We start from the raw sequence: 25,608 nt of genomic DNA, 5'->3' as shown, positions 1-25,608 counted from the left end.
GCGGGGACGGTCCTCAGCCGAGCAGCCGCTCGAGCCGGGCGGCGACGGCGGCGCGGCGCGGGTCGTCGCGCACGAGCAGCTCCAGGAGCCGCTCGTGCGCCTCGAGATCGTCGGCGCCGAGCGGGTGCCCGGTGAAGCGGTGCAGCAGCTCGGTGTCGTCGGCGGCGAGCACCGCGTGCCGCAGCCCGGCGACGAGCTCGTCCCGCAGCTCGCGGACGGCCGGGGCGTCGGAGCGGGGCAACAGCTCGCCGTGGCAGGTGGCGAGCGCGTCGGACGCCCGGCCCTCCCGCAGCGCGACCCGCAGCCGCAGGAAGTCGGCGTCCGGTTCGGCCGCGAGCCGGTACGGGCGGGTGAGCAGCAGGTCCGCTCCCAGCGAGGCGCGCAGCCGGTGGATCTCGCCGCGGACCGTCGTCGGGTTGCCGTCCTCGCCGTAGAGCGTCAGGGTGAGCTGCTCGCCGGACAGCCCGTCCGGGTGCAGTGCCAGCGCGGTAAGGATCTCGGCAGGGCGCAGCGTCGCCGCGCTCTCGGTGCCGTCCAGGGTGATGCGCGGCCCGGAGCCCCCGGTGAACCGCAGCGCCAGCTGCGGGACCTCCTCGGTCCGGGCGACGACCCGGCCCCGCCGCCGCGACGGTGTTACCAGGAGGTATCCCTCCGGCAGCGCCTCGACGGCCATCTCCCGGCCGTCGCCGAGCCGGACCCGGTCGACGCCCTCCTGCAACCGCACCCGTTCCGGGAACCGGCCGTAGGGCTCGCTCGCGATCACCCGGCCGGACGCCGACAGCAGCGCGCCCTCGGCGCCCCGCAGCGCGGCGAGGTGCGGCATGTTCTTGACCCGGAGCCGCTCGTCGGCGATCGCCAGCCGCACGCGCAGCTGGTTCTCGGCGAGCTGCGCGGTCGCGGTGACGAGCTGGACCAGGGCCGGGTGCACCGTGTGCAGGGGCCCGGAGATGTCGACGGCGCCGATGGTGTCGCCGGTGTCGGGGTCGTGCACGGGCGCGGCCACGCACGTCCAGTCGTGGTAGGTCCGGACGAGGTGCTCGGCGGAGTGGATGCGGACCGGCTCGTCGAGGGCGAGCGCCGTGCCCATCGCGTTGGTGCCGATCGCGTCCTCGGTCCAGCGGGTGCCCTCGCAGAGCCCGACGTCGTCGGCGGAGTGCAGCAACCCGTGCGCACCGTCCCGCCACAGCACGTGGCCGTCGGCGTCGGTCACCAGCATGAGGTGCATCGCCTCGTCGGCGATGCTCACCAGCGTGGTGCGCAGCAACGGCATCACCGAGTGCAGCGGATGATGCTCCCGGACGTCGCGCAGCTCGTCGGCGCGGTACACGAGCGGTGGCAGCCTGCTCTCCGGATCGACGCGGGCGGCGAGGCTGCGCTGCCAGGAGTCCGACACGACCGGTCGAGGGCTGCCGGTCGCGCCACCGGTGCCGAGGCCGTCGTCGTAGATGCGGCGCAGCCGGTTCGCGTCCGCGACGAGCTCCTCGGGCGACGCGCCGTTGTCCGCATCGAGCATCTCGCCTCCCGTTCCGGCCGGGGGCGCGCAGGGCGTCCTCGTCATGCACGGTCTCCCGCAGCGTTGCGGGTCCGCCACCCACGGTTCTCGGACCGGGATCGCGAGCATACCTGCTGATCGCCGGTTGCCCCATCGCCCGGCGACGGCCCCGGGCCGCCCTCCGTGCGCAACGTGCAGGCAACGTAACCCTCCCTACGGTTGCCCGCGACCGCCACGGAGGCGGTCCGCGACGACGCACCCGGAGGACAGCGATGACGCTCGAAGCCGTTCGAGAGGCCACCGATCTGCCGGTCCGCGGGGGCGAGGGTACCGACACGATCCGCCGGGCGGCGCGCGTACTGGTCGTCGACTCGGAGCCGGTGGTCCGGCACGGCCTGCGGGCCCTGCTCACCGCCGAGCCGGATCTCGCACCGGCCGGGGAGGCCGCCTCCCCGCGTGACGCGCTGATGGCCGCCGAGCGGACCCGCCCGGACGCGATCATCGTCGACATCGAGTTCGGCCGGGACGAGCGCCCGGGCCTCGACCTCGTGCGCGCCCTGCTCGAGCGCTGTCGCGGGGTGCGGATCCTGGTGCTGACCGGGTGCCGGGACCGCGAGTCGATGATGCGGACCGTGCGCCTGGGTGTGCACGGCTACCTGCGCAGGGCGCAGACACCCCGGAGATCGTCCGCGCGCTGCGCTCGGTGCTGCGCGGTGAGGGCGTCTTCGACCCGGGCACCACCAGTGCCGGTCCGCTGCAGGTGCTGCGCGAGCCGGCCCCCGCGGCACCGGCCGCCGGCGCGGACCTGTGCAAGACCTCGCTGCTGACCGACCGGGAGAACCAGGTGCTGCGGCTGCTGGCCGTCGGGCTGAGCAACCGCGAGATCGGCGGCCGGCTGCGGATCTCCGAGGCCACCGTGAAGTTCCACGTCCGGAACCTGCGCGACAAGCTCGAGGTCCGGCGCCGCACCGAGATCGTCTACACCGCCGCCCGTCAGGGCATCGTCTGAGGGACCGGCGCCGGACGAGGACCAGCCGGGCCGGGGCGCGTGGAGGATTCCCGCCCCGGCCCGCGCACCCGCGTCCCGCGCGGTGAGGTCCTCAGCGGACCGGGCCGAGCGGCATGTGCCGGTTGACGTCCTTGTAGAGCAGGTACCGGAAGCGCCCCGGGCCACCCGCGTAGCAGGCCTGCGGGCAGAAGGCCCGCAGCCACAGGAAGTCGCCCTCCTGCACCTCGACCCAGTCCTCGTTCAGCCGGTACACGGCCTTCCCCTCGAGGACGTAGAGCCCGTGCTCCATCACGTGGGTCTCCGCGAACGGGATGCAGCCGCCCGGCTCGAAGGTCACGATGTTGACGTGCATGTCGTGGCGCAGGTCCGCCGGATCGGCGAAGCGGGTCGTGCTCCAGGTCCCGCCGGTGTCGGGCATCGGCACCGGCTCGACCTCGGCGTCGCTGGTCACGAAGGCCTCGGGCGGCTCGATCCCGTCGACGTACTGGTACCGCTTCCGGATCCAGTGGAAGTGCGCGTGCTCCGCACCGTCGTGGTTCCAGGCGGTCCAGTTCCCGCCGGGCGGGAGGTAGGCGTACCCGCCGGCGCCCAGCTCGTACGAGCGGTCGCCGATCCGCAGCGCCAGCGTCCCCGCGGTCACGAACAGGACCGACTCCGCCGCCGGGTCGTCGTCCGGGCGGTCGGAGCCGCCGTGCGGCGCGACGTCCATCATGTACTGGGAGAACGTCTCGGCGAACCCGGACAGCGGGCGCGCCAGCACCCAGAGCCGCGTCCCGGTCCAGAACGGGAGCGAGCTGGTGACGATGTCCGAGTTCGTCCCCCGCGGGACGACCGCGTAGGCCTCGCGGAACATCGCCCGGTCGGTCAGCAGCTGGGTCTGCGGCGGCAGCCCGCCGGTCGGACGGTAGTAGCTCTGCTGTCCGGTCATGCACTCTCCCGTGAATTCTGCATGACGAAATCTCGATTCCGTCAGTCGGGTTCATGGAACGGCGTCGTGCGCGTCGTGTCAAGGATCGGGAGCCACCCGCGTCCACCCGGGTCTCTGCGCGCCGGCGGGCGCCACGTGGCCGAGCCCACTCGCCTGCCCGGAGGTCGTTCACCCGGCGGCCACCTTCTCCTCACCCGTACGGAGGACGGGACTGCTGTGATGCGGAGGAACCGGACGACACCCACCGTGACGTCGTCCGCCGACGCCCTCCCACCACGACCCCCAGGAGAACGACCGTGGCCGACTGCTGCCCCGGCGACGCCCCCGAGGCCGGCGCCCGCCGCACGCTCCCCGTCATCGACCGGCTCCGGCCCGGCCGCCAGGGCTTGACCTGCCGGTACAAGTGCGGCGACGCGTGCTCGAAGCCGGAGCCGAACACGTCGTCGAACGGGTACTTCGGTGATGTCCTGCAGACCGTGCTCGACCGCCGCGGCATGCTCCGTGCGGGTGCGGTCCTCGGCCTGACCGCCGGCACCGGCGCCGCGCTGGCCGGCACCGCCTCGGCCGGTACCCCCGCCCCCACCCCGGCGCACCCCCTCGGTGCGGCGGCCGCCCCGGCCGCGGCGCAGGCCGAGCCGCCGCGCGGGCTGCGCTACGAGACCGTCCCGCCGAACCTCGACGACACCATCCGGGTGCCGAAGGACTACGCGAGCAACGTGGTCATCCGCTGGGGCGACCCGATGTTCCCCGACGCCCCGGAGTTCGACTTCGAGAACCAGACCGCAGCGGCACAGGCCCGCCAGTTCGGCTACAACAACGACTTCTGCGGGATCCTGCCGATCGACGGCGCCGGGAAGCGCTACGTCATGTACTCCAACCACGAGTACACGCTCGAGCCGCTGATGTTCCGCGGGTACGACGAGGACGCGCCCACCGAGGAGCAGATCCGGATCGGCATCGCCGCGCACGGCGGCGGGATCGTCGAGGTCACCCGGGACCTGAAGACCGGGGAGATGCACTACGACCGCGCGGGGAAGCTCAACCGGCGCATCACCGCCGAGACCGAGATGGTGCTCGACGGTCCGGCGGCCGGGGCCGAGGTCCTGCGGACGAAGGCCGACCCGACCGGCCGCGCCGTGCTCGGCATGATCGGCAACTGCGCGGGCGGGACGACCCCGTGGGGCACGTTCCTGTCCGGCGAGGAGAACTTCGACGGCTACTTCGCCTCCGGTCCGGTCACCGATCCGCGGCTGGAGCGCTACGGCCTGGAGGAGGGCGGCTCCGAGCGGAAGTGGGAGCGCGTCGACCCGCGCTGGGACCTGGCGAAGGAGCCGAACGAGGCGAACCGCTTCGGTTACATCGTCGAGATCGACCCGCACGACCCGTCGTCGAAGCCGGTCAAGCACACCGCGCTGGGCCGGTTCAAGCACGAGGGCGCCACCGTCGCCCTCACCGACGACGGCCGCCCCGTCGTCTACATGGGCGACGACGAGCGCTTCGACTACGTCTACAAGTTCGTGTCGGACAAGAAGATGCGCAAGGGCGACAGCCGGGCCGCGCGCGAGCACAACGCGACGCTGCTGGCGTCGGGCACGCTGTACGTCGCCGTCTTCACCGGCAACAGCCCGGCCGCGGAGATCACCGGGAACGGTGCGCTGCCCCGCGACGGGCAGTTCGACGGCGGCGGCGAGTGGAAGCCGCTCGCCTCCACGACGAAGTCCTACGTGGCCGGGATGAGCGTCGCGGACGTCTTCGTCTTCACCCGGCTCGCCGCGGACAAGGCCGGCGCGACCAAGATGGACCGTCCCGAGGACGTCGAGCCGAACCCGAGGACGGGCAAGGTCTACATCGCCTGCACCAACAACTCCGACCGCGGCAAGGCGGGCGAGGCCGGCGCGGACGAGCCGAACCCCCGCGTCGACAACCAGCACGGCCACGTCATCGAGCTGACCGAGTCCGGCGACGACCCCGCCGCGACGAAGTTCGGCTGGAACATCCTGCTGGTCTGCGGCAACCCGGACGACCCGTCGACGTACTTCGGCGGTTTCGACAAGTCCCAGGTCAGCCCGATCACCTCGCCGGACAACGTCGCGTTCGACCCCTACGGCAACCTGTGGGTCTCCACCGACTCCACACAGGCGCTGGAGATCAACGACGGGCTGTACGGCGTCGTGCTCGAGGGTCCGCAGCGCGGGTCGACGCGGCTGTTCGCCAGCGTCCCGGTGGGCTCCGAGTGCTGCGGCCCGGTCGTCACCGAGACGTTCGTGCTGGTCTCGGTGCAGCACCCGGGCGACGTCGACGACGCCTCGCCGGAGGCCCCGGCGTCGCACTGGCCGGACGGTGGCCCCGCCCAGCCGCGGCCGGCGGTCGCCGCGATCCGGCACCTGCAGGACGGGCGGCCCGCCAAGATCGGGCTCTGAGGACGCCGCGGTGGGCGGGGTCCGCCCCGCCCACCGTCAGGCGCAGCGGCCGAGGTCCGGGTCGCCGGAACCCGCGCTCTTCTCGAACGAGATGTGCACGTGGTCGTAGTGGTTCGCGGTGTCGTCGCCGCGGTCCGACATCTCGGTCCACCCGGAGCCGTCGTTCATCGCCTGCTCCCAGATCACGTACTTCACGCCGAGCTCGTCGGCGTTGGCCAGGGCGCAGTCGGCGATGCGGTCGCCCTTCTCGCCGCGGACCATGAGATCCAGCGCGTGCCCGGTGGGGTGGTCGGAGGCGTTGGCGCGCTGGGCGACGCCGATCAGCTCCGGCTCGTCGTAGGCGCAGGCGAGGAACTCCGCGGCGTCGGAGACCCAGCTCTTCACCGAGCCGAGGTCGTCGGTGTCGACGTCGCAGGACCCGGTGCCGCCGAGCCGGGCCCGGTCGGCGACCTCCCGGGCGATGCGTTCGGCCTCGTCGGCCGCGGCCCGGCCGGCGTCGGCGGTCGCGTCGAGCAGGCCCGCGTCACGCACGATCTCCGCGCCGAGGACGGGCTCGGTACGCGGTGTGTCGACGGCCGCCGCGGCCGCCACCGGCTCGGCCGTCCCGTCGAGGAGGTCCGCGCTCCGGCTGCCGCCGTCGAGGGCGTCGTCGAGGGCTCCGGTGCTGTCGGCGGCGAGCCGCAGCTCCGCCTCGGCCGGGCCTGGGCCGAGCCCGGCCATCGGCGTGACGACGACGAGCGCGCCACTCGTGACGGCGGCCGCGGTGGCGACGTGGCGCAACCCGGGACGGATCGCGGCCTGTTCCCGCCGGTGGCGGTGTCGGGGCACGACGTTCTCCTCCGGCACGCGTCCGGGCGGGCTGCGGGGGAGCGTGGGATCGGGGGAATCCCTGCCGGTCGGGGGACCGGATCGCGTGTCCTCACCGGACGGTAGCGAAGCGTGCCGGAATGTCCGGTCCGGGGGATTCACCGGGACGACGACCGAACCCGGCCGTGCGGCGAGCGGCACGGGAGGTGCGACCGCCGTCGATGCGCGACGAATGTCCGGAACCGTCTTTACCCGACCGGACGTTCGGTGCACAGTATCCGCGGACCGGCACACCGCGGTGCCGGCGAGGGGGGAGCGCCCGCATGTCCGACCAGCACGCCGCCGGCCAGGGGGCCGGCCCGCGCACCGTCGCCGACACGACCGGATCGTCGCCGTCGCAGGTGCGCCGGGTCGCCGCGACGAGCGCGATCGGCACGACGATCGAGTGGTACGACTTCTTCATCTACGCCACGGCCGCCGCCCTGGTGTTCAACAGCCAGTTCTTCTCGACGATGTCGGCGGCCTCGGGCACGCTGGCCGCCTTCGCGACCCTCGGCGTCGGGCTGGTCGCCCGGCCCGTGGGCGGCATCGTCTGGGGCCACTTCGGGGACCGGCTGGGGCGCAAGAGGATGCTGGTGGCGTCGCTGCTGCTGATGGGGTTCGCGACCGTCGGCGTCGGCCTGCTGCCCACCTACGCGCAGATCGGCGTGGCCGCGCCGGTGCTGCTGGTCGTGCTGCGCCTGCTGCAGGGACTCTCCGCGGGCGGTGAGTGGGGCGGCGCCGCGCTGATGTCGGTCGAGCACGCCCCGCCCGGCCGGCGCGGCCGCTACGGCTCGTTCCCGCAGATCGGTGTCCCGGCCGGGCTGATCCTGGCCCAGCTGGTGTTCCTCGTCGTGTCGAACGTGACCACGCCCGAGCAGTTCGCGGCGTGGGGCTGGCGGATCCCGTTCCTGCTCTCGATCCTGCTCGTCGTCGTCGGGCTGGTGATCCGTCTGCGGGTCGAGGAGAGCCCGGTGTTCGCGATGCTGCGCGAGAACCGGTCCCGCAGCCGCGCGCCGATCCTGGAGGTGTTCGCGCAGCGTCCGCGGGAGCTGGTCCTGGCCTCGGTCAGCTTCATCGCCAACAACGCGATCGGCTACATCTTCCTGGCGTACCTGCTGTCCTACGGGCCCCAGGTGCTCGAGGTCCCGCGCAACACCATGATCGTCGTCGTGATCATCGGCTCGCTGAGCTGGCTGGTCAGCATCGTGGCCGGAGCGATCTGGTCGGACCGGGTGGGCCGCAAGCGGGCCTACCTCGTCGGCTCGGTGATGCTGGTGGTCTGGCCGGTGCCGTTCTTCCTGCTGCTGGACACGACCTCGTTCGCGGCGATGGTCCTCGCGGTGGTCGTGCTGACGGCCGGTCTCGGCCTGTCCTACGGCCCGCAGTCGGCGCTGTTCGCCGAGATGTTCGAGGCCCGCTACCGCTACAGCGGCGCGTCGTTCTCCTACGCCGTCGGCGCGGTCCTCGGCGGCGGGTTCGCCCCGCTGATCGCCACCGCGCTGCAGCAGGGCTACGGGTCGTCGACGCCGGTGGCGGTCTACATGGTCGTCGTCGCGGTGATCTCGCTGGTGGCGATCGTCCTCATCCGCGAGACGCACCGGCCGGGGGCGCCGGCGCAGCTGTCCTGACGACCGGCGGCGGCCGGGTGACACGCCGCCCGGCCGCCGGGGTGATCAGGGGGAGCGGTGCCGGCCGTCGGCCAGGCCGGCGGCGTTGAACTCCCGGGCCCGGCGGCGCCCCGCGACGGTCCCGGCTGCCGGGGCGTCGTCGGTGCCGTTCATCGAACGGGCCTGCTCGGCGAGCTCGCGGGTGACGCACGCCCAGGTCGCGCTGATTCCGCTCGCGTCCCGGCACTCCCAGCAGTAACCCTGGTCGTCGGGGGTGTGCTCCGACAGGGTCCGCTCGAGCAGATCGGGCATCTCGGACAGGATGTTCGCGAGTGCCAAGACTCACCTCCAGGTCGATTGCCGGGGGCAGTAGTAGTCGTGGATCACCCGCGCGGCCCAGGGGCGCGGGCTCCGTACGGACCGTCCGAGCTGGGGTTCCGGGGTCTCCCGGGCCTCGGGAAATCCACTGTGGAGGCCGGGTTCCCGCTGCGCACGGGAAGGTGTGTGGCTGTCGCTCGGCCGGGTGGACGGAGGCGTGCCGGACCGGCTCCCGACGGCCGTGACCGTCGGACGCATCACGAACCGCCGGACATCGCTCGGTGAGCCGTACCGGCGATCGGCGACCGGTGGCAGTGGCACGACGACACACCCTTCCCGTGCGCCGGGCGTAGCCGATCGATCACTCCGGCGGGCGGGCGATCGGTGTCCCGTGCCAGGCCGGGCCGGGCCTGGTGCTCGGCGGTCGGGGAGTGCGTCCTCGCGGGTTCTCCGCAGACCGTCGCCGACGCCTTCGCTGGTCAGGGGTTTGCTATCGCGAACGATTACTAGCGGCTCGAACGCATGTTCGGATAGTGTCTGGCTCATGACCGCGGTCCAGGAACCTCCACGCACCGGCCTCCCTGCCGGTCCGGGGTTCCCTCAGGTCGATCTGGCGCTGGTTCAGTTGGCGGTGGAGCAGGCCGCGCTCGACGACCTGTCCGGGGTCTCCGAGGCGGAGTTGATCGATCAGATCCAGCAGCTCGAATCCGTGCAGCACTCCTTGGCGGCGTTGCAGGCCACCCGGGTGCGGGCGTTCGCCCGGCTCCATGTGGAGAACGGCATCGCGGCCGGTCGGACGGATCCGGATCGGTTGCAGCGGGGTGTGGTGGCGCAGGTCGGGTTGGCCTGTCGGGTGTCGCCGGCCGAGGCGCGGCGTCGGGTGAGCGTCGCCCGGGATCTGCACGACGGTCTCGATCACGTGCGTGGGTTGTTCGGGGCCGGTGAGTTGAGCTCGGCGAAGGTGGCGGTGGTGGTGAGCGCGTGTTCGGGTCTGGACCGTGCTGAACGTGCCGCGGTGGATGTTCGTCTGGCTGCGCACGATCTGACCAGGCTCGGTCTGGGCCGGTTGCGTGATCTCGCTTGCCGCTTCGCCGCCGAGGTCGCACCGGGGAAGTTCCTCGCCCGGGTCGAGTCCGCCCGTGCCGAGCGGCGCGTGACGTTGCGTCCGGCGCCGGATGCGATGACCTTCCTGACCGCCTACCTCCCGGTCGAACAGGGCGTGGCCTGCCTCGCCGCCCTGAACAAGGCGTTCACCGAGGTGTCGGTGGACCCGGCACCGTTGACCCGTACCCGTGGTCAGGTCATGGCCGACACGCTCGTCGAGCGCCTCACCGGACAGGCGATGGCGACCGATGTGGGTGTCGAGGTCCAGGTCGTGGTGCCGATCGAGGCGCTGCTGGACCCGGACTCACCGTTGCCGGCGGAGATCCCCGGCCACGGACCGGTCCCGGTCGAGCTCCTCGCCACGGGCGAGGGGAGGAAGACCCTGCGCCGCCTGATCACCTCCGACGGAGTCCTGATCGGCGGAGACTCCCGCCAGCGCACCTTCACCGGATTGCTGGCCCGCCTGGTCCGGGCGCGCGCGGGGAACCGGTGCACCGAGCCCTACTGCGACGCCCCGGTCCGCCACATCGACCACATCCACCGCGACGCCGAGGGCGGGGCGACCGAGCTCGACAACGGCAGGGGTGTGTGCGAGTTCCACAACCATGTCCGGGAGCAGGCGGGGTGGCGGGTGGCTCGCGGGCCGGACGGCAGGGTGCGGACCACGACCCCGACCGGGCACACCTACCGGGCGCCCGGATGACCGACCGTGGCCCGGCCGGTCATCCGGCGCCCTCAGGCGTCCGGGACCTCGCGTTCGATCTCCGCCAGCCACAGGGCGGCCGACATGTCCGACGGCGCCCGCCAGTCCCCGCGCGGCGACAGCGCTCCCCCCGCGGAGACCTTCGGCCCGTTGGGCAGGGCGGACCGCTTGAACTGGGCGAACGCGAAGAACCGCTTCGCGAAGACCTGCAGCCAGCACCGGATCTCGGCGGCGTCGTAGGCGGGGCGCTCGTCGTCCGGGAAGCCGGGCGGCCACTCCCCGGCCGCCGGGTCGGACCAGGCGTGCCCGGCGAGGAAGGCGATCTTCGACGGCCGGAAGCCGTACCGCAGCGTGTACCAGAGCGTGAAGTCCTGCAGCGCGTACGGACCGACCGTCGCCTGGCTGGACTGGACCTCCTGCGTGCCGTCCGACGGGACCAGCTCCGGAGTGATCTCGGTGTCGAGTACCGACCGCAGCACGGCGGAGACGCCGTCGTCGAACTGCCGCGAGGAGATCACCCAGCGGATCAGGTGCTGCATGAGCGTCTTCGGCACGCCGCCGTTGACGTTGTAGTGCGACATCTGGTCACCGACGCCGTAGGTGGACCAGCCCAGCGCCAGCTCGGAGAGGTCACCGGTGCCCAGCACGATCCCGCCGCGCTGGTTCGCGAGCCGGAACAGGTAGTCGGTGCGCAGACCGGCCTGGACGTTCTCGAACGTCACGTCGTACACGGGTTCGCCGCGGCCGAACGGATGCCCGATCTCGGTCAGCATCGTGCGCGCGGTACCGGTGATGTCGAGGGTCTCGAAGGTGACGCCCAGCGCCTCGGACAGCGCGACGGCGTTGCCGCGGGTGTGGTCGGAGGTGGCGAAGCCGGGCATCGTGAAGGCCAGGATGTCGCTGCGCGGCCGGCCGAGGCGGTCCATCGCCCGCGCCGCGACGATCAGGGCGTGCGTGGAGTCGAGCCCCCCGGACACCCCGATGACGACCTTCGGCTGGCCGATCGCGCGCAGCCGCTGCTCCAGCCCGGAGACCTGGATCGAGTAGGCCTCGTAGCAGTCCTGTTCGAGCCGCTCGGCGTCGGCGGGGACGAACGGGAAGCGTTCCACGGTGCGGCGCAGCCCGATGTCGTGCCCGGGCGGGTCGACCCGGAAGGTGACCGTCCGGAAGGCGTCGGTGCGGTCGGCGTGGGTGCGGCGGTTGTCGTCGAAGGTGCCCTGCCGCCGTCGCTCGGCGGCGATCAGGTCGAGGTCCAGGTCGGCGACCGCTCGGCGCGGGCCGTCGGGGAACCGCTCCGACTCGGCGAGCAGCTCGCCGTTCTCGTAGACCAGCGTCTGGCCGTCCCACGACACGTCCGTCGTGGACTCGCCCTCACCGGCGGCGGCGTAGACGTAGCCGGCCAGGCAGCGCGACGACGCCGACCGGCACAGCAGCCGTCGCTGCTCGGCGCGGCCGACCGTGATCGGCGACCCCGACAGGTTCGCCAGCACCGTCGCCCCGGCCAGGGCTGCCTCCGCCGAGGGCGGCACCGGGACCCAGAAGTCCTCGCAGATCTCGGCGTGCAGCACGAAGCCCGGCAGGTCCTCGGCACGGAACAGCAGATCGGTGCCGAACGGGTACGCCGTGCCGCCGACCGTGATCGTCGCGTCGCGCACGTCGTCACCCGCGGCGAGCTGGCGACGCTCGTAGAACTCCCGGTAGGTCGGCAGGTACGACTTCGGCGCGACGCCCAGGATCCGCCCGCGGTGGATCACGACGGCGGTGTTGTAGACGCGGTGCCGGTGCCGCAACGGAGCCCCGACGACGAGGACCGGCAGCAGCTCCGCGGTCGCGGCGGCCAGCGTCACCAGCTCCCGCTCGACCGCCTCGAGCAACGTGTCCTGCAGCAGGACGTCCTCGATCGAGTAGCCGGACAGCGTGAGCTCCGGGAACACGACCAGGCCCACGCCGTCGTCGTGGCAGGAGCGGGCGGCGTCGAGGACGGCGGCCGCGTTCGCGGCGGGCTCGGCCATCGTCGTGTGCAGGGTCGCCGCGGCGGCCCGCAGGAACCGGTGGCGGTAGACGGAGCGGAAGTCCACCCGATCATTGTGGCCGGTCGGTCCGGCGGCCCGCCGGACGGTTCCTTCCCGGGAGGGCTCCCGGAGCCCTCCCCGCACACTCCCGGGACGGAGGCGACCGGCCGCCGGGGAGAGGGGGCCACCGGTGGAACGCACACGGCCGGACGACGAGGGCCACGCGGGGGACGGGGACGCCCCCGACGCGCGGCGGGACGGGACCGCGGAGGGGTCGGCCCCGTCCCGCGGACCCGTCGGGGAGTCCGCTCCGCCGACGGTCACACCGTCCCAGTCGACGGTCCCCCCGGAGCGGGCGGCGGCGCTCCCCTGGTGGGAGCAGGCGGGTACGGGCGGTGCCGCCGCGACCGGCCGGACGGTGCCGGCCGGCGCGGCCGACGGACCGCCCGACACCGGTGGGCTGCCGCCCGGGCCGGACACCGACGGGCCGTCGGCCGGCCCCGCACCGCGTCGCCGCCGGGTGCGCGCTCTCGTGATCGTCCTCGTCGCCCTGCTCCTCGCCACCGCGGCGACCGTCGCCTGGCTGCGCTGGCCACCGAGCACTCCGGACGCGGTCGCGGCGGCGGCAGCGGACGTCCGCGGCTGGGACGGTGTCACCTACCGCGCCCGGCTGACCGAGCCCGGCACCGGACCCGTCGACGTCGAGCTCACCAGCGACGGCAGCGGGGACGTGTACGGCGCCCTCACCCGGCCCGGTGGCGGCCGTGCGGAGTACGCCCGGGTCTCGGGCACCGAGGTGCTGAAGGGTGCGTCGGACTGGTGGCGGCCCGAGAAGGACGGGGCGGTCAAGGCGTCCCGGCTGTCCGGCTACTGGGTGACCCCGCCCGCCGCGGTGACGGCGTGGCTGGCCCCGGCCGTGCCGCCGTCGGTGACCGGGCTGGCCGGCGACCTGACCGGTGCGGGCGGGGCGCCGCCCGCGTACGCCGAACCGGGGGAACGGGAGATCGACGGTGCGCCCGGACGGGTCGTGTCCTGGCCGGGGCGGGAGATCGTGCTGTCCGGTGGCCCGGAGCCGCGGCTGCTCTCCGTGGTGCCGGCCGGGTCGCCCGACCCGACCGGGATCCGCGCGGCACGGCCGGCACCCGGTGCGGTCGGCGCGGTGGGACGGGGCCAGGACCGGGTCTCCGACGCCCGGTCCTGCGACTCCCTGTTGTACGCACCCGGCGCCGTCGACCCGGTGACCCGGCAGCTCCCCGACTGCTTCACCCCGCAGTGTCCGACGCCGTTCGAGCTGGTCAACAGCGGTGGGTTCGAGGCGAGGGGGACCGCGGTACTGGTCGTCGACGGGACCGAGTCGGGCCGGGTCCCGTTCCGGCTCGCGGCGGGCGCGCGGCGGGGGTTCGAGCTGTCGTTCGCGAACCGCGCGATCCAGCAGGGCAGGGACCGGGTCGACGTCTCCTACCGGATCCGGATCGATCCGCTGCCCTGACCGGACACGACGGTCACCGGCGCAGCAGCCGCTGCACCGCCGGTGGCCGTCCGCCGAACCCCTCCGCCTCCAGCACGACGAACAGGATCCGCGGCAGGTCCCGGACGGCCGGGAACAGCACATAGCGCGGGTACCAGGCAGGCCGGAACTTGGCGTTGAACCGGTAGAGCGAGTCGATCTGCCACCACCGCGACGCGATCCGCAGCAGCCGCGCCCAGGTCCGCGCCACCGGTCCGGCGCCGATCCGCTCGCCCCGTTCGAGCGCGGAGCGGAACACGGCGAAGTTCAGCGACACCCGCGTCACGCCGAGCCCCGGCGCCGCGGCCAGGAGCTCGGCGATCATCAGCTCGTTGATGCCGTTGTCCGCGCCGGCCGCGCGGACCATCAGGTCCAGCGAGAGGCCGTCGGGACCCCAGGGGACCAGCTGCAGCATGCCGGTCGGCTCGCCGTCGCGGAGCGCGGTGACGACCACGGCGTCCGGGTCGGCGGGGTCCGCGACCCGCGACGACGCCATCGAGAACCCGCGCTCGTGGTCGTCGCCGCGCCAGCGGTGCGCCCGCTCGGCGATCGCGGCGAGCTCGTCGGGGGTGTGCTCGGAGAGCCGCGCGACGGTGACCGTGTGCCCGCTCCGCTGCATCCGGGCGACCGTCTGCCGGACCCCGCGCATCGGGCGCCCGTCCAGGGTGAAGGTCGCCGTGTCGAGGACGGCCTCGTCGCCCAGCTCCAGCGCGTCCAGCCCGGCCTTCGCCCACGCCGTCGCACCGCGTTCGGAGCAGCCCAGCACGGCGGGCGACCAGCCGTAACGCGTGCACTGCCCGAGGAACTCCTCGATGGCGCCGGGCCAGGCGCCGACGTCGCCGACCGGGTCGCCGGAGGCGAGCGCGACCCCGGCCAGCACGCGGTAGGACACCGCGGAGCTGCCACCGTGGGAGAACACCGCCGCCTTGTCCCGGCGCAGCGCGAAGTAGCCGAGCGAGTCCCCGCCGGGCCGGCCGAGCAGGGAGCGCAACTGCTGCTCGTCGCACGGTTCCAGCGACGGCCGCGGCTCCGGTGAGCGCAGCAGGTGGTACCCCGCGGTGACGACGGCGACGACCCCGAAGGTCAGCCCGGCTGCGGCGGTGAGATCGTCCAGCCAGGCCGCGCCGGGCACGAACGCCACCGGGCCGGTGACACCGATCAGGGCGAGACCGGCGTGCGCGGCCTGCGCGGCGACCGACGGGTCGTCGAGCAGCCGTCGGGGATTGACGGCGAGCAGCACCCAGACGACGAGGAACCCGGACAGCCCGAACTGGACGAAGGACCGCACCGCGCGCCCCGGCCCGCCCGGATCCTGCCGCGCGACGAAGTGTCGCCGGGTCGCGAGCAACGCCACCAGCAATGCTCCCACCAGCACGGCCGGGGCGAGGCCGCGCCGCTGGTCCAGGACGTGCACGACGTTGACCACGACGAGGACGGTCGTGACCCCGGTCGCGACCCACCACGCGCGCTGCTTGCGCCGCCGCAGGCCGGTGGCGAGGAACAGCAGGCCTGCGCCCGCCACCGTCGTCACGACGAGCGCGGCCAGGCCGACGCCCGCAGGCAGACCGAGTGTGCTGCGCAGCTCGCCGCCCAGCAGGCGGCGCGGAGCGGGGAGCACCGCGGAGACGACGGTGAGCAGCCCGACGATCCGGGCCGCCCACACCACCGCCCGGACGACGGCGGCCTCCGACAGCCGTCGCCGCCGCGCGTCCGCATCGGGGCGTGGAGGGGCGACGCGCCCGGCATCGTGGCGGTCCCCGTCGAACTCGGCCCCCGACACGCGATCCTCCCGTCCCCCGGGCCCGGTGGCGCGTTCCGGGATGTCCCGGAAGTCGCCGGTGGGCGCCGCCAACCTAGACCGGTCCCGGTGGCCGGGCGCCACCCGGTCGCCGGTGGGCGGGCATCATCGTGGGGTGCCGGTCGACGAACTGCGGGCCGCCCTGCGTGCGCGGGCCGCCCCTGACGCCGTGGCCGGGATGCAGCGCTACTTCCCGGGCGGCGTGCGGGCGCTCGGCGTGGGCAACGGCGAGGTCCGCGCACTGGCGTACGCCGACGTCCGCGCCCACCCCGGATCGTCGGCCGAGCTGATCGACCGGGCAGAGGCCCTGCTGGACGGCGCCGAGTACCACGAGGAGGTGCTCCTGGCGTTCGCGCTGCTGCACCGGGCCGCCCGGCGGGAGCTCGACGCGTCGTTCCTCGACCGGAGCCGCGGCTGGCTGGAGGGCCCGGTCGGGAACTGGGCGCAGTGCGACGACCTCTGCCTGAAGCTCCTGCACCCCTACCTGCTGGGACGTCCCGAGCTCGTCGCGGACACGGCCGCCTGGACCGGCTCGTCCGGGCCCTGGGCCCGTCGGGCGTCGTGCGTCGCGGTCGTGAAGCTCGCCGGTCCGAGGAGCGCGCAGCCCCTGCCGCTCACGGACGTGCTCGACCGCGCCGACGCGCTGCTCGACGACCCGGACGGCTACGTGCAGAAGGGAGTCGGCTGGTTGCTGAAGGTGGCCGCGCAGGCGCACCCCGACGACGTCGTGGACTACCTGCGGGCCCGGCGGTCGCGTCTGCGGCGGGACACGTTCCGGTACGCGGTCGAGAAGCTGGACCCGGCGACGCGGCGGGAGCTGATGGGGCTGCGGTGACAGCCGGCGTCAGCGCACGAGCGCGCGCAGCGTGTCGGTGAAGACCGCGGTGACGGCGGCCCGGTCGACCTGCTCCGGGTCGGTGCCGTACTCGAGGGCCAGCCCGAGCCGCAGCGACTGCAGGGTCAGCGCGAGCTGCTCCGGCGACACAGTGAGCTCCAGACCGAGGTTCTCGCAGGCCGTCGCGAGGGTGGCGGCGAGCTCGTCGCGCAGGCTGCGGCGCACCTCGACGTAGACGTCGCGCACGTCAGGATCGTGGCCGGCCTGCTGGGCGATCTCCACGAGCAGCCGCGCCCAGGTGCCCTGCTCGACGATCCCGGTGGCGAAGACCTCCGCGATGTCCTCGAGTGCTCGTTCCGGACGCCCCTTGGACCGGATCTCCTCGGTGCTCGTCGCGAGCTGGGCGCGGACACGCTGCTCGATGAGCTCCGCGAGCAGCGCGTGCTTGCCCGCGAAGTTGGAGTACACCGCACCCTTGGTGAACCCGGCGGCGTACGCGATCTCGTCGAGCCGCGCGGCGGCGAAACCGCGGTGGGCGAACACCTCCGCCGCCGCGTCGAGCAGGCGGCGGCGGACCTCGTCGCGCTTGACCCGGGGGACCGGTCCGGTCACGGCGTCCGGCCTCGTCGTGTGTCCATGCCCCGCAGGATACCCGCGGTATCGAGTTCGACCGGCGCCGGAGCGCGCGTGCGGCAACGAGAACGGCCCCTCACCTGATGGACCAGGATGAGGGGCCGATTCGATGTGGCACTCGATGTGCCCCCGGCAGGATTCGAACCTGCGCTCCCGCCTCCGGAGGGCGGTGCTCTATCCCCTGAGCTACGGGGGCCGTGCAACAGGGAGAACACTAGCGCACCACCCCACCCCCTCCACACGGGGGGTGGTGATCGTCAGCTCATCGGGAGCGGCTGCGCTCCGCGCTCCGACAGCAGGCCGCGCATCAGCTCGGACTCGGCCGTCTGCGCGCTCAGTATCTGCTCGGAGAGGTTGCGGACCTCCGCGGTCTGCGCGTGGTCACGGCCGTACTCGAGCATCGACACCCCGCCCTCGTGGTGGCGCAGCATCAGCTGCAGGAATGACGACGTCGAGCTGCTGCCCGGCCGGCGTCGCACGCATCCGGGCGAGGTCCTCGGTGGTCGCCATCCCGGGCATCTGCGACATGCCACCGCCGTGCTCCGCGTGACCGCCGTGGCCCGCGTGCGCGTCGGCCATCCAGGCCATGTGGCCGTCGGTGGGCAGGTTGGGCGCGTTCCACAGCCCCAGCCAGCCCTGCATCCGGCCGATCTGCTGGTTCTGCAGGCTCTCGATGTCGAACGCGAGCTGCCGGACCCTCGGGTCGGCGGCGGGGGCGCCGCCCGGGTTCGCGCCCTCGTTCTCCGGGAACACGGTCTGCTTGTCGACCGCGGTCTGCGGCGGGATCGGGGCGAACGGCGGCGGGTTGTCCTGGTCGAAGCCCTGGGCGCCGAGCGCGTCACACGACGCTCCGACCTCGGGGTGGGTGAAGCGGTTGGTCCGCAGCGACCGGACGAACTGGTCGATCCGCTCGTCCTCGGCGTCGGTCAGCTTGAGCTGGTGACCCCAGGACTGCAGCGAGATCGGGGAGTCGAGGCCCGGGTAGGGCGACATCACCGTGTACGGCTGCCCCTCGACGCGCTGACGCAGCGACCCGTGGGCGGCCTCGTCGACCTGGTCCGGGTTGTAGGTGATCCAGATCGCGCCGTGCTCGAGCGAGTGCACGAGGTTCTCCGAGCGCACCGGCTGGGGGTAGACGACGCCGTTGCAGGCCGCCCAGAAGCCGTCGTGCGCGCCGCCGAACGGCGGGCTGTGGGTGTAGGCGACCGACTGGAACCCGAGGACGTGCTGCAGCCCGGGGTACTCCTGGCTCACGATGCCCTCGATCGCCAGCGACGGGTCGCGGTTCTCCTCGCTCGGGGTCCACTGCGCGTTCTGGCCGCGCTGCAGCAGCGGGTAACCGATGAACCCGGCGGCCAGGGCCACGATGACGACGACGGCCGCGACGGTCCCCCAGGGGATCTGGCGCTGGTTCACCGCCCCCACCGACGGCGGACGCTTCTTGCCGGACGACTTGCCGCTGGCCATGCGGGGAGCCTGTTCGTGGTCGGCGAGCGGGCCACCGAGTCTAGGGACGCCCGGCCGGGGCTCCGTCCACCACCCGTGGACCGGGGCCGATACCAGCATGAAGGTGCCCGCGGTCACCTCCTAGAATCCCGCTGGTGAATCCCGACGTTCTCGCCGATCTGGTCCGTGACGTCGCGCGGGACGTGCTGACCCGACGCGACCTGGACGTCTCCGCGCTGCCCGCGGACGCCGGCGTCGAGCGTCCCCGCAACCCCGAGCACGGCGACTACGCCACGAACATCGCGCTGCGCACCGCCAAGAAGGCCGGGGTGAACCCGCGCGAGCTCGCGACCTGGCTGGCCGAGGAGCTCGCGACCCGCGACGGCGTCGCCGGCGCCGAGATCGCCGGGCCGGGCTTCATCAACCTGCGGCTGGCCGCGGACGCGCAGGGTGCGATCGTCGGCGAGGTACTCGCGCAGGGCGAGCGCTACGGCACCGGCGACGAGCTCGCCGGCACCCGGATGAACCTCGAGTTCGTCTCGGCCAACCCGACCGGTCCGATCCACCTGGGCGGCACCCGCTGGGCCGCCGTCGGCGACGCGCTCGGCCGGGTGCTGGTCGCCCGCGGCGCCGACGTCACCCGCGAGTACTACATCAACGACGCGGGCGCCCAGATCGACCACTTCGCCGCGTCCCTGATCGCCGCCGCCACCGGCGCGCCCACCCCGGAGAACGGCTACGGCGGCGCCTACATCGGCGAGATCGCCGAGCGGGTGGTCGCCGCCGAGCCCGGCATCCTGGAACTGCCCGAGGCCGAGCGGCACCAGGCGTTCCGCCGGACCGGCGTCGCGCTGATGCTCGAGGAGATGCGCCGGTCGCTGCACGAGTTCGGCACCGACTTCGACGTGTGGTTCAGCGAGCTGTCGCTGCACGAGTCCGGCGCCGTCGAGGACTCGGTCCGGCAGCTGAAGGACGACGGCAGCCTCTACGAGAAGGACGGCGCCTGGTGGCTGCGCTCCACCGAGCAGGGCGACGACAAGGACCGGGTCGTCATCAAGAGCGACGGTACCCCGGCCTACGTCGCCGGTGACATCGCCTACCTGCGGGACAAGCGCGGCCGCGGGTTCGACCGGTGCCTCTACATGCTCGGCGCCGACCACCACGGCTACACGGTGCGGCTGAAGGCGGTCGCCGCGGCGTTCGGCGACGACCCGTCGGTCGTCGAGGTGCTGATCGGCCAGATGGTCAACCTGATCCGCGCGGGCGAGCCGGTCCGGATGAGCAAGCGGGCCGGCACGATCGTCACCCTGGAGGACTTCGTCGACGCCGTCGGTGTCGACGCGGCCCGCTACTCGCTGGTGCGGTCCTCGGTGGACTCGACGCTGGACATCGACCTGGACCTGGTGTCGAGCCGGACCAGCGAGAACCCGGTCTTCTACGTCCAGTACGCGCACGCCCGCCTCTCGTCGCTGGCCCGCAACGCGGCCGACCTCGGCGTCGAGCCGGGCGACGGCTACGGCCTCCTCGTCCACGACCGCGAGGGCGACCTGATCCGGACGCTCGGCGAGTTCCCCGACGTCGTCCGCACGGCGGCCGAGCTGCGGGAACCGCACCGGGTGGCGCGCTACCTGGAGGCGCTCGCCGGGGCGTACCACAAGTTCTACGACTCCTGCCGTGTCCTGCCCCAGGGCGACGAGGAGATCTCCGACCTGCACCGGGCCCGGCTGTCGCTCTGCGGCGCCGCCCGACGCGTGCTCGCCAACGGGCTCGGCCTGCTCGGCGTCGGCGCGCCCGAACGGATGTGACACCCATGCGCGCTCACCCCGCCGGCCCGCTGCACGCCGGCATCACCCCCGCACCCGAGTCGGCCGGCCCGCGCCCGGAGTCGGCCGCCGCGATGGACGCCCTCGCCCCGGCCGTGTGGCCGCGCGGCGCGTCCCGCGGCGACGACGGCGCCCTGCGGATCGCCGGGACCGACGTCCGCGACCTCGCGGCGGCCCACGGCACGCCACTGTTCGTGCTCGACGAGGCCGACTTCCGCTCCCGCTGCGCCGAGTTCGCCGCCGCGTTCGGGGCGTCCGCCGTGCACTACGCGGCCAAGGCGTTCCTGTGCACCGAGGTCGCCCGCTGGGTCGCGCAGGAGGGCCTGTCGCTCGACGTCTGCTCCGGCGGCGAGTTGGCCGTCGCGTTGCGTGCCGGGTTCCCTCCGCCGCGGATCGCGTTGCACGGCAACAACAAGTCCGTCCCGGAGCTGGCGGCGGCGGTGGACGCCGGTGTCGGCGGCGTCGTCGTCGACAGCTTCGACGAGATCGCCCGCCTGGAGGCCGTCGCGGCCGAGCGGGGCGTGACGGCGCCGGTGCTGATCCGGCTGACCGTCGGCGTCGAGGCGCACACCCACGAGTACATCGCGACGGCGCACGAGGACCAGAAGTTCGGCTTCTCGATCGCCGCGGGCAGTGCCGGCGAGAAGGACTCGGCGGCGATCGAGGCCGCCCGCCGGGTGGTCGCCGCGCGGCACCTGGAGCTGGTCGGGCTGCACAGCCACATCGGCAGCCAGATCTTCGACACCGAGGGCTTCGAGGCCGCCGCCCGCCGCGTCGTCAAGGTCCTCGCCGACCTGCACGCCGAGCACGGCACGGAGAACCTGGCCGCGCTGCGCACCCTCGACCTGGGCGGCGGCATCGGCATCGCCTACCGCCCCGGCGAGGTGCCGCTGTCCATGCCGGCGCTGGCCGAGGAGCTGCGCGCGATCGTCAAGCGCGAGTGCGCGGCGTCCGGGCTGGACGTCCCGGCGATCGCCGTCGAGCCTGGCCGGGCCATCGCCGGGCCGGGCACCGTCACCGTCTACGAGGTGGGGACGATCAAGGACGTGCCGCTGGGCGGGTACTCCCGGCGCTACGTCAGCGTCGACGGCGGGATGAGCGACAACATCCGCACCTCGCTCTACGACGCCGAGTACGACGTCCGGCTGGTGTCGCGATCGTCCGAGCGGGACTCGGTGCCGGGCGGCGACGAGCCGGTGCTGTCCCGGGTGGTCGGCAAGCACTGCGAGTCCGGTGACATCGTGGTGCGCGACTGCTGGCTGCCGGCTGATCTCGCGCCGGGCGACCTGCTGGCGGTCGCGGCCACGGGTGCGTACTGCTACGCCATGGCGTCCGGTTACAACCGGCTGCCGCGGCCCGCGGTCGTCGCGGTGCGCGAGGGGGCCGACCGGACCCTGTTGCGCCGCGAGACACTGGAGGACCAGTTCCGGTTCGAGGTGTGAGCGATCCCGCGGGCCGGGTGACAACGGCCACCCGGCACTGCCCGGGAGGGTCTGACCAGGAATGATCGGCGCCCGCTGAGGGGTGGGCGCGGTACTCGAGGAGGGCACGTGGCGAGCGGCGAGGGCTCCGTGGGACCGGCGGCCGTCCGGGTGGCGCTGCTGGGCTGCGGCACCGTCGGCACCGAGGTGGTACGTCTGATCACCGGGCAGGCCGACGACCTGACCGCGCGGGTCGGCGCCCCGGTCGAGCTGGTCGGCGTCGCCGTCCGGCGGCCGCACCGGCACCCGTGGTTGCACGAGAACTTCGGGCACCTGGTGACCACCGACGCGTCGGAGCTGGTCACCCGCGACGACGTCGACGTCGTCGTCGAGGTGATCGGCGGCATCGAACCGGTGCGCGGCTGGTTGCTGGAGGCGTTGAAGGCCGGCAAGTCGGTGGTGACGGCGAACAAGGCACTGCTGGCGGAGGACGGGCCGACGCTGGCCGAGGCCGCGGACGCGTCCGGCGCCGACCTGTACTACGAGGCCGCGGTGGCCGGTGCCATCCCGCTGCTGCGGCCGTTGCGCGAGTCGCTCGCGGGGGACCGGATCACCCGGGTCGCCGGGATCGTCAACGGCACCTCGAACTTCATCCTGTCGGCGATGTCCGCCGGTGGGACCTCCTACGCCGACGCGCTGGAGGAGGCCACCCGCCTCGGGTACGCCGAGGCGGACCCGAGCGCCGACGTCGACGGCTACGACGCGGCCTCCAAGGCCGCCATCCTGGCCACACTGGCGTTCCACACCCGGATCACCGCGTCCGACGTGCACCGCGAGGGCATGCGCGAGGTCAGCTCGGCCGACGTCGCCGCCGCCCGCAGGCTCGGCTGCACGATCAAGCTGCTGGCGATCTGCGAGCGGGTCGTCGACACCGCCGCCGACGGCACCGCCACCGAGTCGGTGTCGGCCCGCGTCTACCCGGCGATGGTCCCCGAGTCGCACCCACTGGCCCGCGTCGACGGCGCCTTCAACGCGGTGTTCGTCGAGGCCGAGGCCGCCGGCCAGCTGATGTTCTACGGCCAGGGCGCCGGCGGTGCGCCCACCGCGTCGGCGGTGCTGGGTGACCTGGTCGCGGTCGCCCGCAACCGGGTCGGCGGCGGACGCGGGCCGCGCGAGTCGGCGTACGCGAGCCTGCCGGTCCGCCCGGTCGGCGAGGTCCCGACCCGGTACCACGTCGACCTGGAGGTCGCCGACCGTGAGGGTGTGCTCGCCGCGATCGCCGGCGAGTTCGCCCGGCACGGCGTCTCGATCGCGGCGGTCCGGCAGACCGGCGGGGTGAACGGCTCCGTCGACCGGCCCGACGGCTCGGACCGCAGCCAGGCCCGGCTCACGGTCGTCACGCACTCCGCGCCGGAGGCGGCACTGGCCGCCACGGTCTCCGCGCTGCTCGATCTCGACCACGTCCTCGGTGTGGCCGGTGTGCTGCGCGTCGAGGGACTCGGCCGTGCGGTCAGCGCACTGGGCATGGGCGAATGAGCCCGGAGCCGGTGCGCGCCGCCGCGCCGCGATCGGAGGAACGGTGCACGATTTCCGGCTGCCGCCGGAGGAACACGGGAGGCGACCGGCGATGACCGGCAGCGTGCAGAACGTCCGGGGGCCGGCCGCCGGCCGTCCGGATCTCGCGGCGCAGGTGGCGGGCGCGGTCGCGCCCCCGCCGCCGGGCCACTGGCCCGGGATCATCGAGGCGTACCGGAACCGGATGCCGGCGCAGCCGGACTGGACCGTGGTGACCCTCGGCGAGGGCGGCACCCCGCTGCTGCCGGCCCCGCGGCTGTCCGAGCGGACCGGCTGCCAGGTGTTCCTGAAGGTCGACGGGGCGAACCCGACCGGGTCCTTCAAGGACCGCGGGATGACGATGGCGGTCACCGCGGCACTCGCCGAGGGCAAGCAGAGCGTGCTCTGCGCCTCCACCGGCAACACCGCGGCGTCGGCGGCCGCCTACGCGACCCGGGCCGGGATGACCTGCGCGGTGCTGGTGCCGCGTGGCAAGATCGCGCTCGGCAAGCTGGCCCAGGCCGTCGCGCACGGGGCCCGCATCCTGCAGATCGACGGCAACTTCGACGACTGTCTGGAGCTCGCGCGCAAGACCACCGCGGACTATCCGGCGATCGCGCTGGTCAACTCGGTGAACCCGACCCGGATCGCCGGGCAGGCGTCGGCCGCCTACGAGATCTGCGACCAGCTCGGGCAGGCCCCCGACATCCACTGCCTTCCGGTCGGCAACGCCGGCAACATCACCGCGTACTGGCAGGGCTACCGCGGCTACCACGCCGACGGCGTGATCTCCGAGCTGCCGCGGATGTTCGGCTTCCAGGCTGCGGGTGCCGCGCCGCTGGTGCACGGTGCTCCGGTCACCGAGCCGGAGACGGTCGCGACCGCGATCCGGATCGGTGCCCCGGCGTCGTGGAAGGGGGCGACCACCGCGCGCGACGAGTCGGGCGGGCGTTTCGCCGCCGTCACCGACGACGAGATCCTGACCGCCTACCGGATGCTCTCCGCCGAGGAGGGTGTGTTCGTCGAGCCGGCGTCGGCGTCGAGCGTCGCCGGGCTGCTGCAGTCGCACGCGGACGGCTCGCTGCCCACCGGGTCGCTGGTCGTCTGCACGGTGACCGGGCACGGCCTCAAGGACCCGGACACCGCGCTGCTCACCGCGCCGGACCCGGAGATCGTCCCGATCGACCCCGGCGCCGTCGCGGCGGCCCTCGAGCTGGCCTGATGGGACGTCCGACGCGCGTCCGGATCCGCGTCCCGGGTTCGACGGCGAACCTGGGGCCCGGTTTCGACTGCCTCGGGATGGCGCTCGGCCTGTACGACGAGATCGACGTCGAGGTCCAGCCGACCCCCGGGGTGTTCGTGGACGTCGCGGGGGAGGGCTCCCGGTTCGTCCCGCGCGACGAGCGGCACCTCGTCCTCCGTGCCATGCGGCAGGCGTTCGAGGTGTTCGGCGGGGCCCCGGTGGGGCTGCGGCTGCGCTGCACGAACGCCGTGCCGCACTCGCGCGGGCTGGGCAGCTCGGCGGCCGCCGCCGTCGCGGGCGTGACGGCGGCCGCGGTGCTCTCGGGGCACGACCACGAGCTGGAGCGCGACGCGGTCCTGCAGATCGCCGCCGGGATGGAGGGCCACGCCGACAACGCCGCGGCCAGCCTGCTCGGCGGGTTCGTGGTGGCGTGGGAGGTGCAGGGCTCGGCCCGCCGATTCCACGCGGAGAAGCTCGACGTGCACCCGGACGTGCGACCGGTCGCCCTCGTGGCCGGGACCGAGTCCTCGACCAAGACCACCCGTGGGCTGCTGCCCGAGCAGGTCCCGCTGGGGGACGCGGCGTTCACCGGCAGCCGCTGCGCGCTCGCCGTGCTGGCGATGACCCGGCGCCCCGAGCTGCTGCTCGCGGCGACCGAGGACCGGCTGCACCAGCCCTACCGGCGGCCGGCCTACCCGTCGTCGTTGCGGCTGGTGGAGGCGTTGCGCAGCCACGGCGTCCCGGCCGCGATCTCCGGCGCCGGGCCGACGGTCCTCGCGCTCACCTCGGACGGGACGGTGCCCGCCGACGTCGACACCGACGGTTTCGCGGTCCGCGCGCTGCCGGTCGACACCGACGGCGTCCGCGTCGAGATCGTCTGACGTGAGCAACACGACCCGGTTCGTC

At 73.7% G+C, this 25,608-nt stretch carries 20 protein-coding genes, 1 tRNA gene and 2 pseudogenes; 12 read left to right on the top strand and 11 right to left on the bottom strand.

Annotated features, from left to right (window positions below):
- Positions 1-13: 13 nt before the first annotated feature.
- Entirely contained in the window at positions 14-1,513 is a 1,500-nt protein-coding gene (locus Ae150APs1_RS10775; protein ID WP_075297319.1) for a helix-turn-helix domain-containing protein, read from the bottom strand.
- A 251-nt stretch (positions 1,514-1,764) separates the two neighbouring features.
- On the opposite strand from Ae150APs1_RS10775, the pseudogene Ae150APs1_RS33520 reads away from it, so the two are divergent.
- Positions 1,765-2,100 (top strand): annotated as a pseudogene (locus tag Ae150APs1_RS33520) (response regulator transcription factor); the annotation flags it as partial.
- Positions 2,101-2,195: 95 nt separating this feature from the next.
- Positions 2,196-2,501, top strand: a complete 306-nt coding sequence (locus Ae150APs1_RS33515) for a LuxR C-terminal-related transcriptional regulator (protein WP_249266295.1) — start codon at positions 2,196-2,198, stop codon at positions 2,499-2,501.
- A 91-nt stretch (positions 2,502-2,592) separates the two neighbouring features.
- Here the strand turns inward: Ae150APs1_RS33515 and Ae150APs1_RS10765 are convergent, their stop codons facing one another.
- Positions 2,593-3,429 (bottom strand): bifunctional allantoicase/(S)-ureidoglycine aminohydrolase, encoded by an 837-nt coding sequence (locus tag Ae150APs1_RS10765; RefSeq protein ID WP_075297317.1) that lies wholly within the window; start codon positions 3,427-3,429, stop codon positions 2,593-2,595.
- A 296-nt stretch (positions 3,430-3,725) separates the two neighbouring features.
- Between Ae150APs1_RS10765 and Ae150APs1_RS10760 the strand changes: the two genes are divergently transcribed.
- Positions 3,726-5,849: a PhoX family phosphatase gene (locus Ae150APs1_RS10760; protein WP_075297315.1), complete on the top strand. Its 2,124-nt coding sequence runs from the start codon at positions 3,726-3,728 to the stop codon at positions 5,847-5,849.
- A 36-nt stretch (positions 5,850-5,885) separates the two neighbouring features.
- Here the strand turns inward: Ae150APs1_RS10760 and Ae150APs1_RS10755 are convergent, their stop codons facing one another.
- Positions 5,886-6,677, bottom strand: coding sequence for a hypothetical protein (locus Ae150APs1_RS10755; protein WP_139316870.1), 792 nt, complete (start codon positions 6,675-6,677; stop codon positions 5,886-5,888).
- A gap of 302 nt (positions 6,678-6,979) precedes the next feature.
- On the opposite strand from Ae150APs1_RS10755, the gene Ae150APs1_RS10750 reads away from it, so the two are divergent.
- Positions 6,980-8,326, top strand: coding sequence for an MFS transporter (locus Ae150APs1_RS10750; protein WP_075297313.1), 1,347 nt, complete (start codon positions 6,980-6,982; stop codon positions 8,324-8,326).
- Positions 8,327-8,371: 45 nt separating this feature from the next.
- Here Ae150APs1_RS10750 and Ae150APs1_RS10745 read toward each other — a convergent pair whose 3' ends face one another.
- Positions 8,372-8,617, bottom strand: coding sequence for a hypothetical protein (locus tag Ae150APs1_RS10745; protein WP_249266294.1), 246 nt, complete (start codon positions 8,615-8,617; stop codon positions 8,372-8,374).
- Between the two features lie 550 nt (positions 8,618-9,167).
- On the opposite strand from Ae150APs1_RS10745, the gene Ae150APs1_RS10740 reads away from it, so the two are divergent.
- Entirely contained in the window at positions 9,168-10,430 is a 1,263-nt protein-coding gene (locus Ae150APs1_RS10740) for an HNH endonuclease signature motif containing protein (RefSeq protein ID WP_075297307.1), read from the top strand.
- A 32-nt stretch (positions 10,431-10,462) separates the two neighbouring features.
- Here Ae150APs1_RS10740 and Ae150APs1_RS10735 read toward each other — a convergent pair whose 3' ends face one another.
- Entirely contained in the window at positions 10,463-12,508 is a 2,046-nt protein-coding gene (locus Ae150APs1_RS10735; protein ID WP_075297305.1) for an NAD(+) synthase, read from the bottom strand.
- Positions 12,509-12,632: 124 nt separating this feature from the next.
- Here Ae150APs1_RS10735 and Ae150APs1_RS10730 point away from each other — a divergent pair, with 124 nt between their 5' ends.
- A complete protein-coding gene (locus Ae150APs1_RS10730) occupies positions 12,633-13,931 on the top strand; it encodes a hypothetical protein (RefSeq protein ID WP_075297303.1) in 1,299 nt (432 codons plus the stop codon).
- Positions 13,932-13,944: 13 nt separating this feature from the next.
- Here the strand turns inward: Ae150APs1_RS10730 and Ae150APs1_RS10725 are convergent, their stop codons facing one another.
- The gene (locus Ae150APs1_RS10725; protein WP_139316869.1) at positions 13,945-15,729 is read right to left on the bottom strand and encodes a phosphatidylglycerol lysyltransferase domain-containing protein; all 1,785 of its coding nucleotides are present in this window, start codon (positions 15,727-15,729) and stop codon (positions 13,945-13,947) included.
- A gap of 133 nt (positions 15,730-15,862) precedes the next feature.
- On the opposite strand from Ae150APs1_RS10725, the gene Ae150APs1_RS10720 reads away from it, so the two are divergent.
- A complete protein-coding gene (locus Ae150APs1_RS10720; RefSeq protein ID WP_075297301.1) occupies positions 15,863-16,582 on the top strand; it encodes a DNA alkylation repair protein in 720 nt (239 codons plus the stop codon).
- A 9-nt stretch (positions 16,583-16,591) separates the two neighbouring features.
- Here Ae150APs1_RS10720 and Ae150APs1_RS10715 read toward each other — a convergent pair whose 3' ends face one another.
- From Ae150APs1_RS10715 to Ae150APs1_RS33505, 5 genes and pseudogenes are all read right to left on the bottom strand, one after another.
- Positions 16,592-17,194 carry a TetR/AcrR family transcriptional regulator gene (locus tag Ae150APs1_RS10715; RefSeq protein WP_060574959.1) on the bottom strand — a complete coding sequence of 201 codons (603 nt, stop codon included), beginning with the start codon at positions 17,192-17,194 and terminating at the stop codon, positions 16,592-16,594.
- Positions 17,195-17,339: 145 nt separating this feature from the next.
- Positions 17,340-17,411, bottom strand: a tRNA-Arg gene (locus Ae150APs1_RS10710).
- A 61-nt stretch (positions 17,412-17,472) separates the two neighbouring features.
- On the bottom strand, positions 17,473-17,622 hold the full coding sequence (locus Ae150APs1_RS34300) for a hypothetical protein (protein WP_349289880.1): 150 nt from the start codon (positions 17,620-17,622) through the stop codon (positions 17,473-17,475).
- Entirely contained in the window at positions 17,597-17,968 is a 372-nt protein-coding gene (locus Ae150APs1_RS33510) for a DUF305 domain-containing protein (protein WP_254849447.1), read from the bottom strand. Before Ae150APs1_RS33510 ends, Ae150APs1_RS34300 begins: the two co-directional genes overlap by 26 nt.
- Positions 17,969-18,001: 33 nt before the next feature.
- Positions 18,002-18,682: pseudogene (locus Ae150APs1_RS33505) on the bottom strand (DUF3105 domain-containing protein); the annotation flags it as partial.
- Positions 18,683-18,816: 134 nt separating this feature from the next.
- Between Ae150APs1_RS33505 and argS the strand changes: the two are divergent.
- The 5 genes from argS (at position 18,817) to thrB (ending at position 25,583) form a co-directional block, all read left to right on the top strand.
- The gene (gene argS / locus Ae150APs1_RS10695) at positions 18,817-20,466 is read left to right on the top strand and encodes an arginine--tRNA ligase (RefSeq protein ID WP_075297299.1); all 1,650 of its coding nucleotides are present in this window, start codon (positions 18,817-18,819) and stop codon (positions 20,464-20,466) included.
- 5 nt (positions 20,467-20,471) lie between these two features.
- Positions 20,472-21,926, top strand: coding sequence for a diaminopimelate decarboxylase (lysA, locus tag Ae150APs1_RS10690; protein WP_075297297.1), 1,455 nt, complete (start codon positions 20,472-20,474; stop codon positions 21,924-21,926).
- Positions 21,927-22,034: 108 nt separating this feature from the next.
- A complete protein-coding gene (locus Ae150APs1_RS10685; protein WP_010241979.1) occupies positions 22,035-23,441 on the top strand; it encodes a homoserine dehydrogenase in 1,407 nt (468 codons plus the stop codon).
- Positions 23,442-23,664: 223 nt separating this feature from the next.
- On the top strand, positions 23,665-24,681 hold the full coding sequence (gene thrC, locus Ae150APs1_RS10680; protein WP_249266552.1) for a threonine synthase: 1,017 nt from the start codon (positions 23,665-23,667) through the stop codon (positions 24,679-24,681).
- Positions 24,681-25,583, top strand: a complete 903-nt coding sequence (thrB, locus tag Ae150APs1_RS10675; RefSeq protein ID WP_010241981.1) for a homoserine kinase — start codon at positions 24,681-24,683, stop codon at positions 25,581-25,583. Before thrC ends, thrB begins: the two co-directional genes overlap by 1 nt.
- Positions 25,584-25,608 lie beyond the last annotated feature (25 nt).

The organism is Pseudonocardia sp. Ae150A_Ps1, from assembly GCF_001932315.1.
Classification (GTDB): Bacteria; Actinomycetota; Actinomycetes; order Mycobacteriales; family Pseudonocardiaceae; genus Pseudonocardia.
This window is presented reverse-complemented; position numbering and strand designations above follow the sequence as displayed.

Excerpts from the sequence above, each read along its gene's own strand:
- Ae150APs1_RS10775 (WP_075297319.1), bottom strand. The coding sequence starts at position 1,513 with ATGCTCGATGCGGACAACGGCGCGTCGCCCGAGGAGCTCGTCGCGGAC.
- Ae150APs1_RS10765 (WP_075297317.1), bottom strand. The coding sequence starts at position 3,429 with ATGACCGGACAGCAGAGCTACTACCGTCCGACCGGCGGGCTGCCGCCG.
- Ae150APs1_RS10750 (WP_075297313.1), top strand. The coding sequence starts at position 6,980 with ATGTCCGACCAGCACGCCGCCGGCCAGGGGGCCGGCCCGCGCACCGTC.
- Ae150APs1_RS10745 (WP_249266294.1), bottom strand. The coding sequence starts at position 8,617 with ATGCCCGATCTGCTCGAGCGGACCCTGTCGGAGCACACCCCCGACGAC.
- Ae150APs1_RS10740 (WP_075297307.1), top strand. The coding sequence starts at position 9,168 with ATGACCGCGGTCCAGGAACCTCCACGCACCGGCCTCCCTGCCGGTCCG.
- lysA (WP_075297297.1), top strand. The coding sequence starts at position 20,472 with ATGCGCGCTCACCCCGCCGGCCCGCTGCACGCCGGCATCACCCCCGCA.
- thrC (WP_249266552.1), top strand. The coding sequence starts at position 23,665 with ATGCCGGCGCAGCCGGACTGGACCGTGGTGACCCTCGGCGAGGGCGGC.
- thrB (WP_010241981.1), top strand. The coding sequence starts at position 24,681 with ATGGGACGTCCGACGCGCGTCCGGATCCGCGTCCCGGGTTCGACGGCG.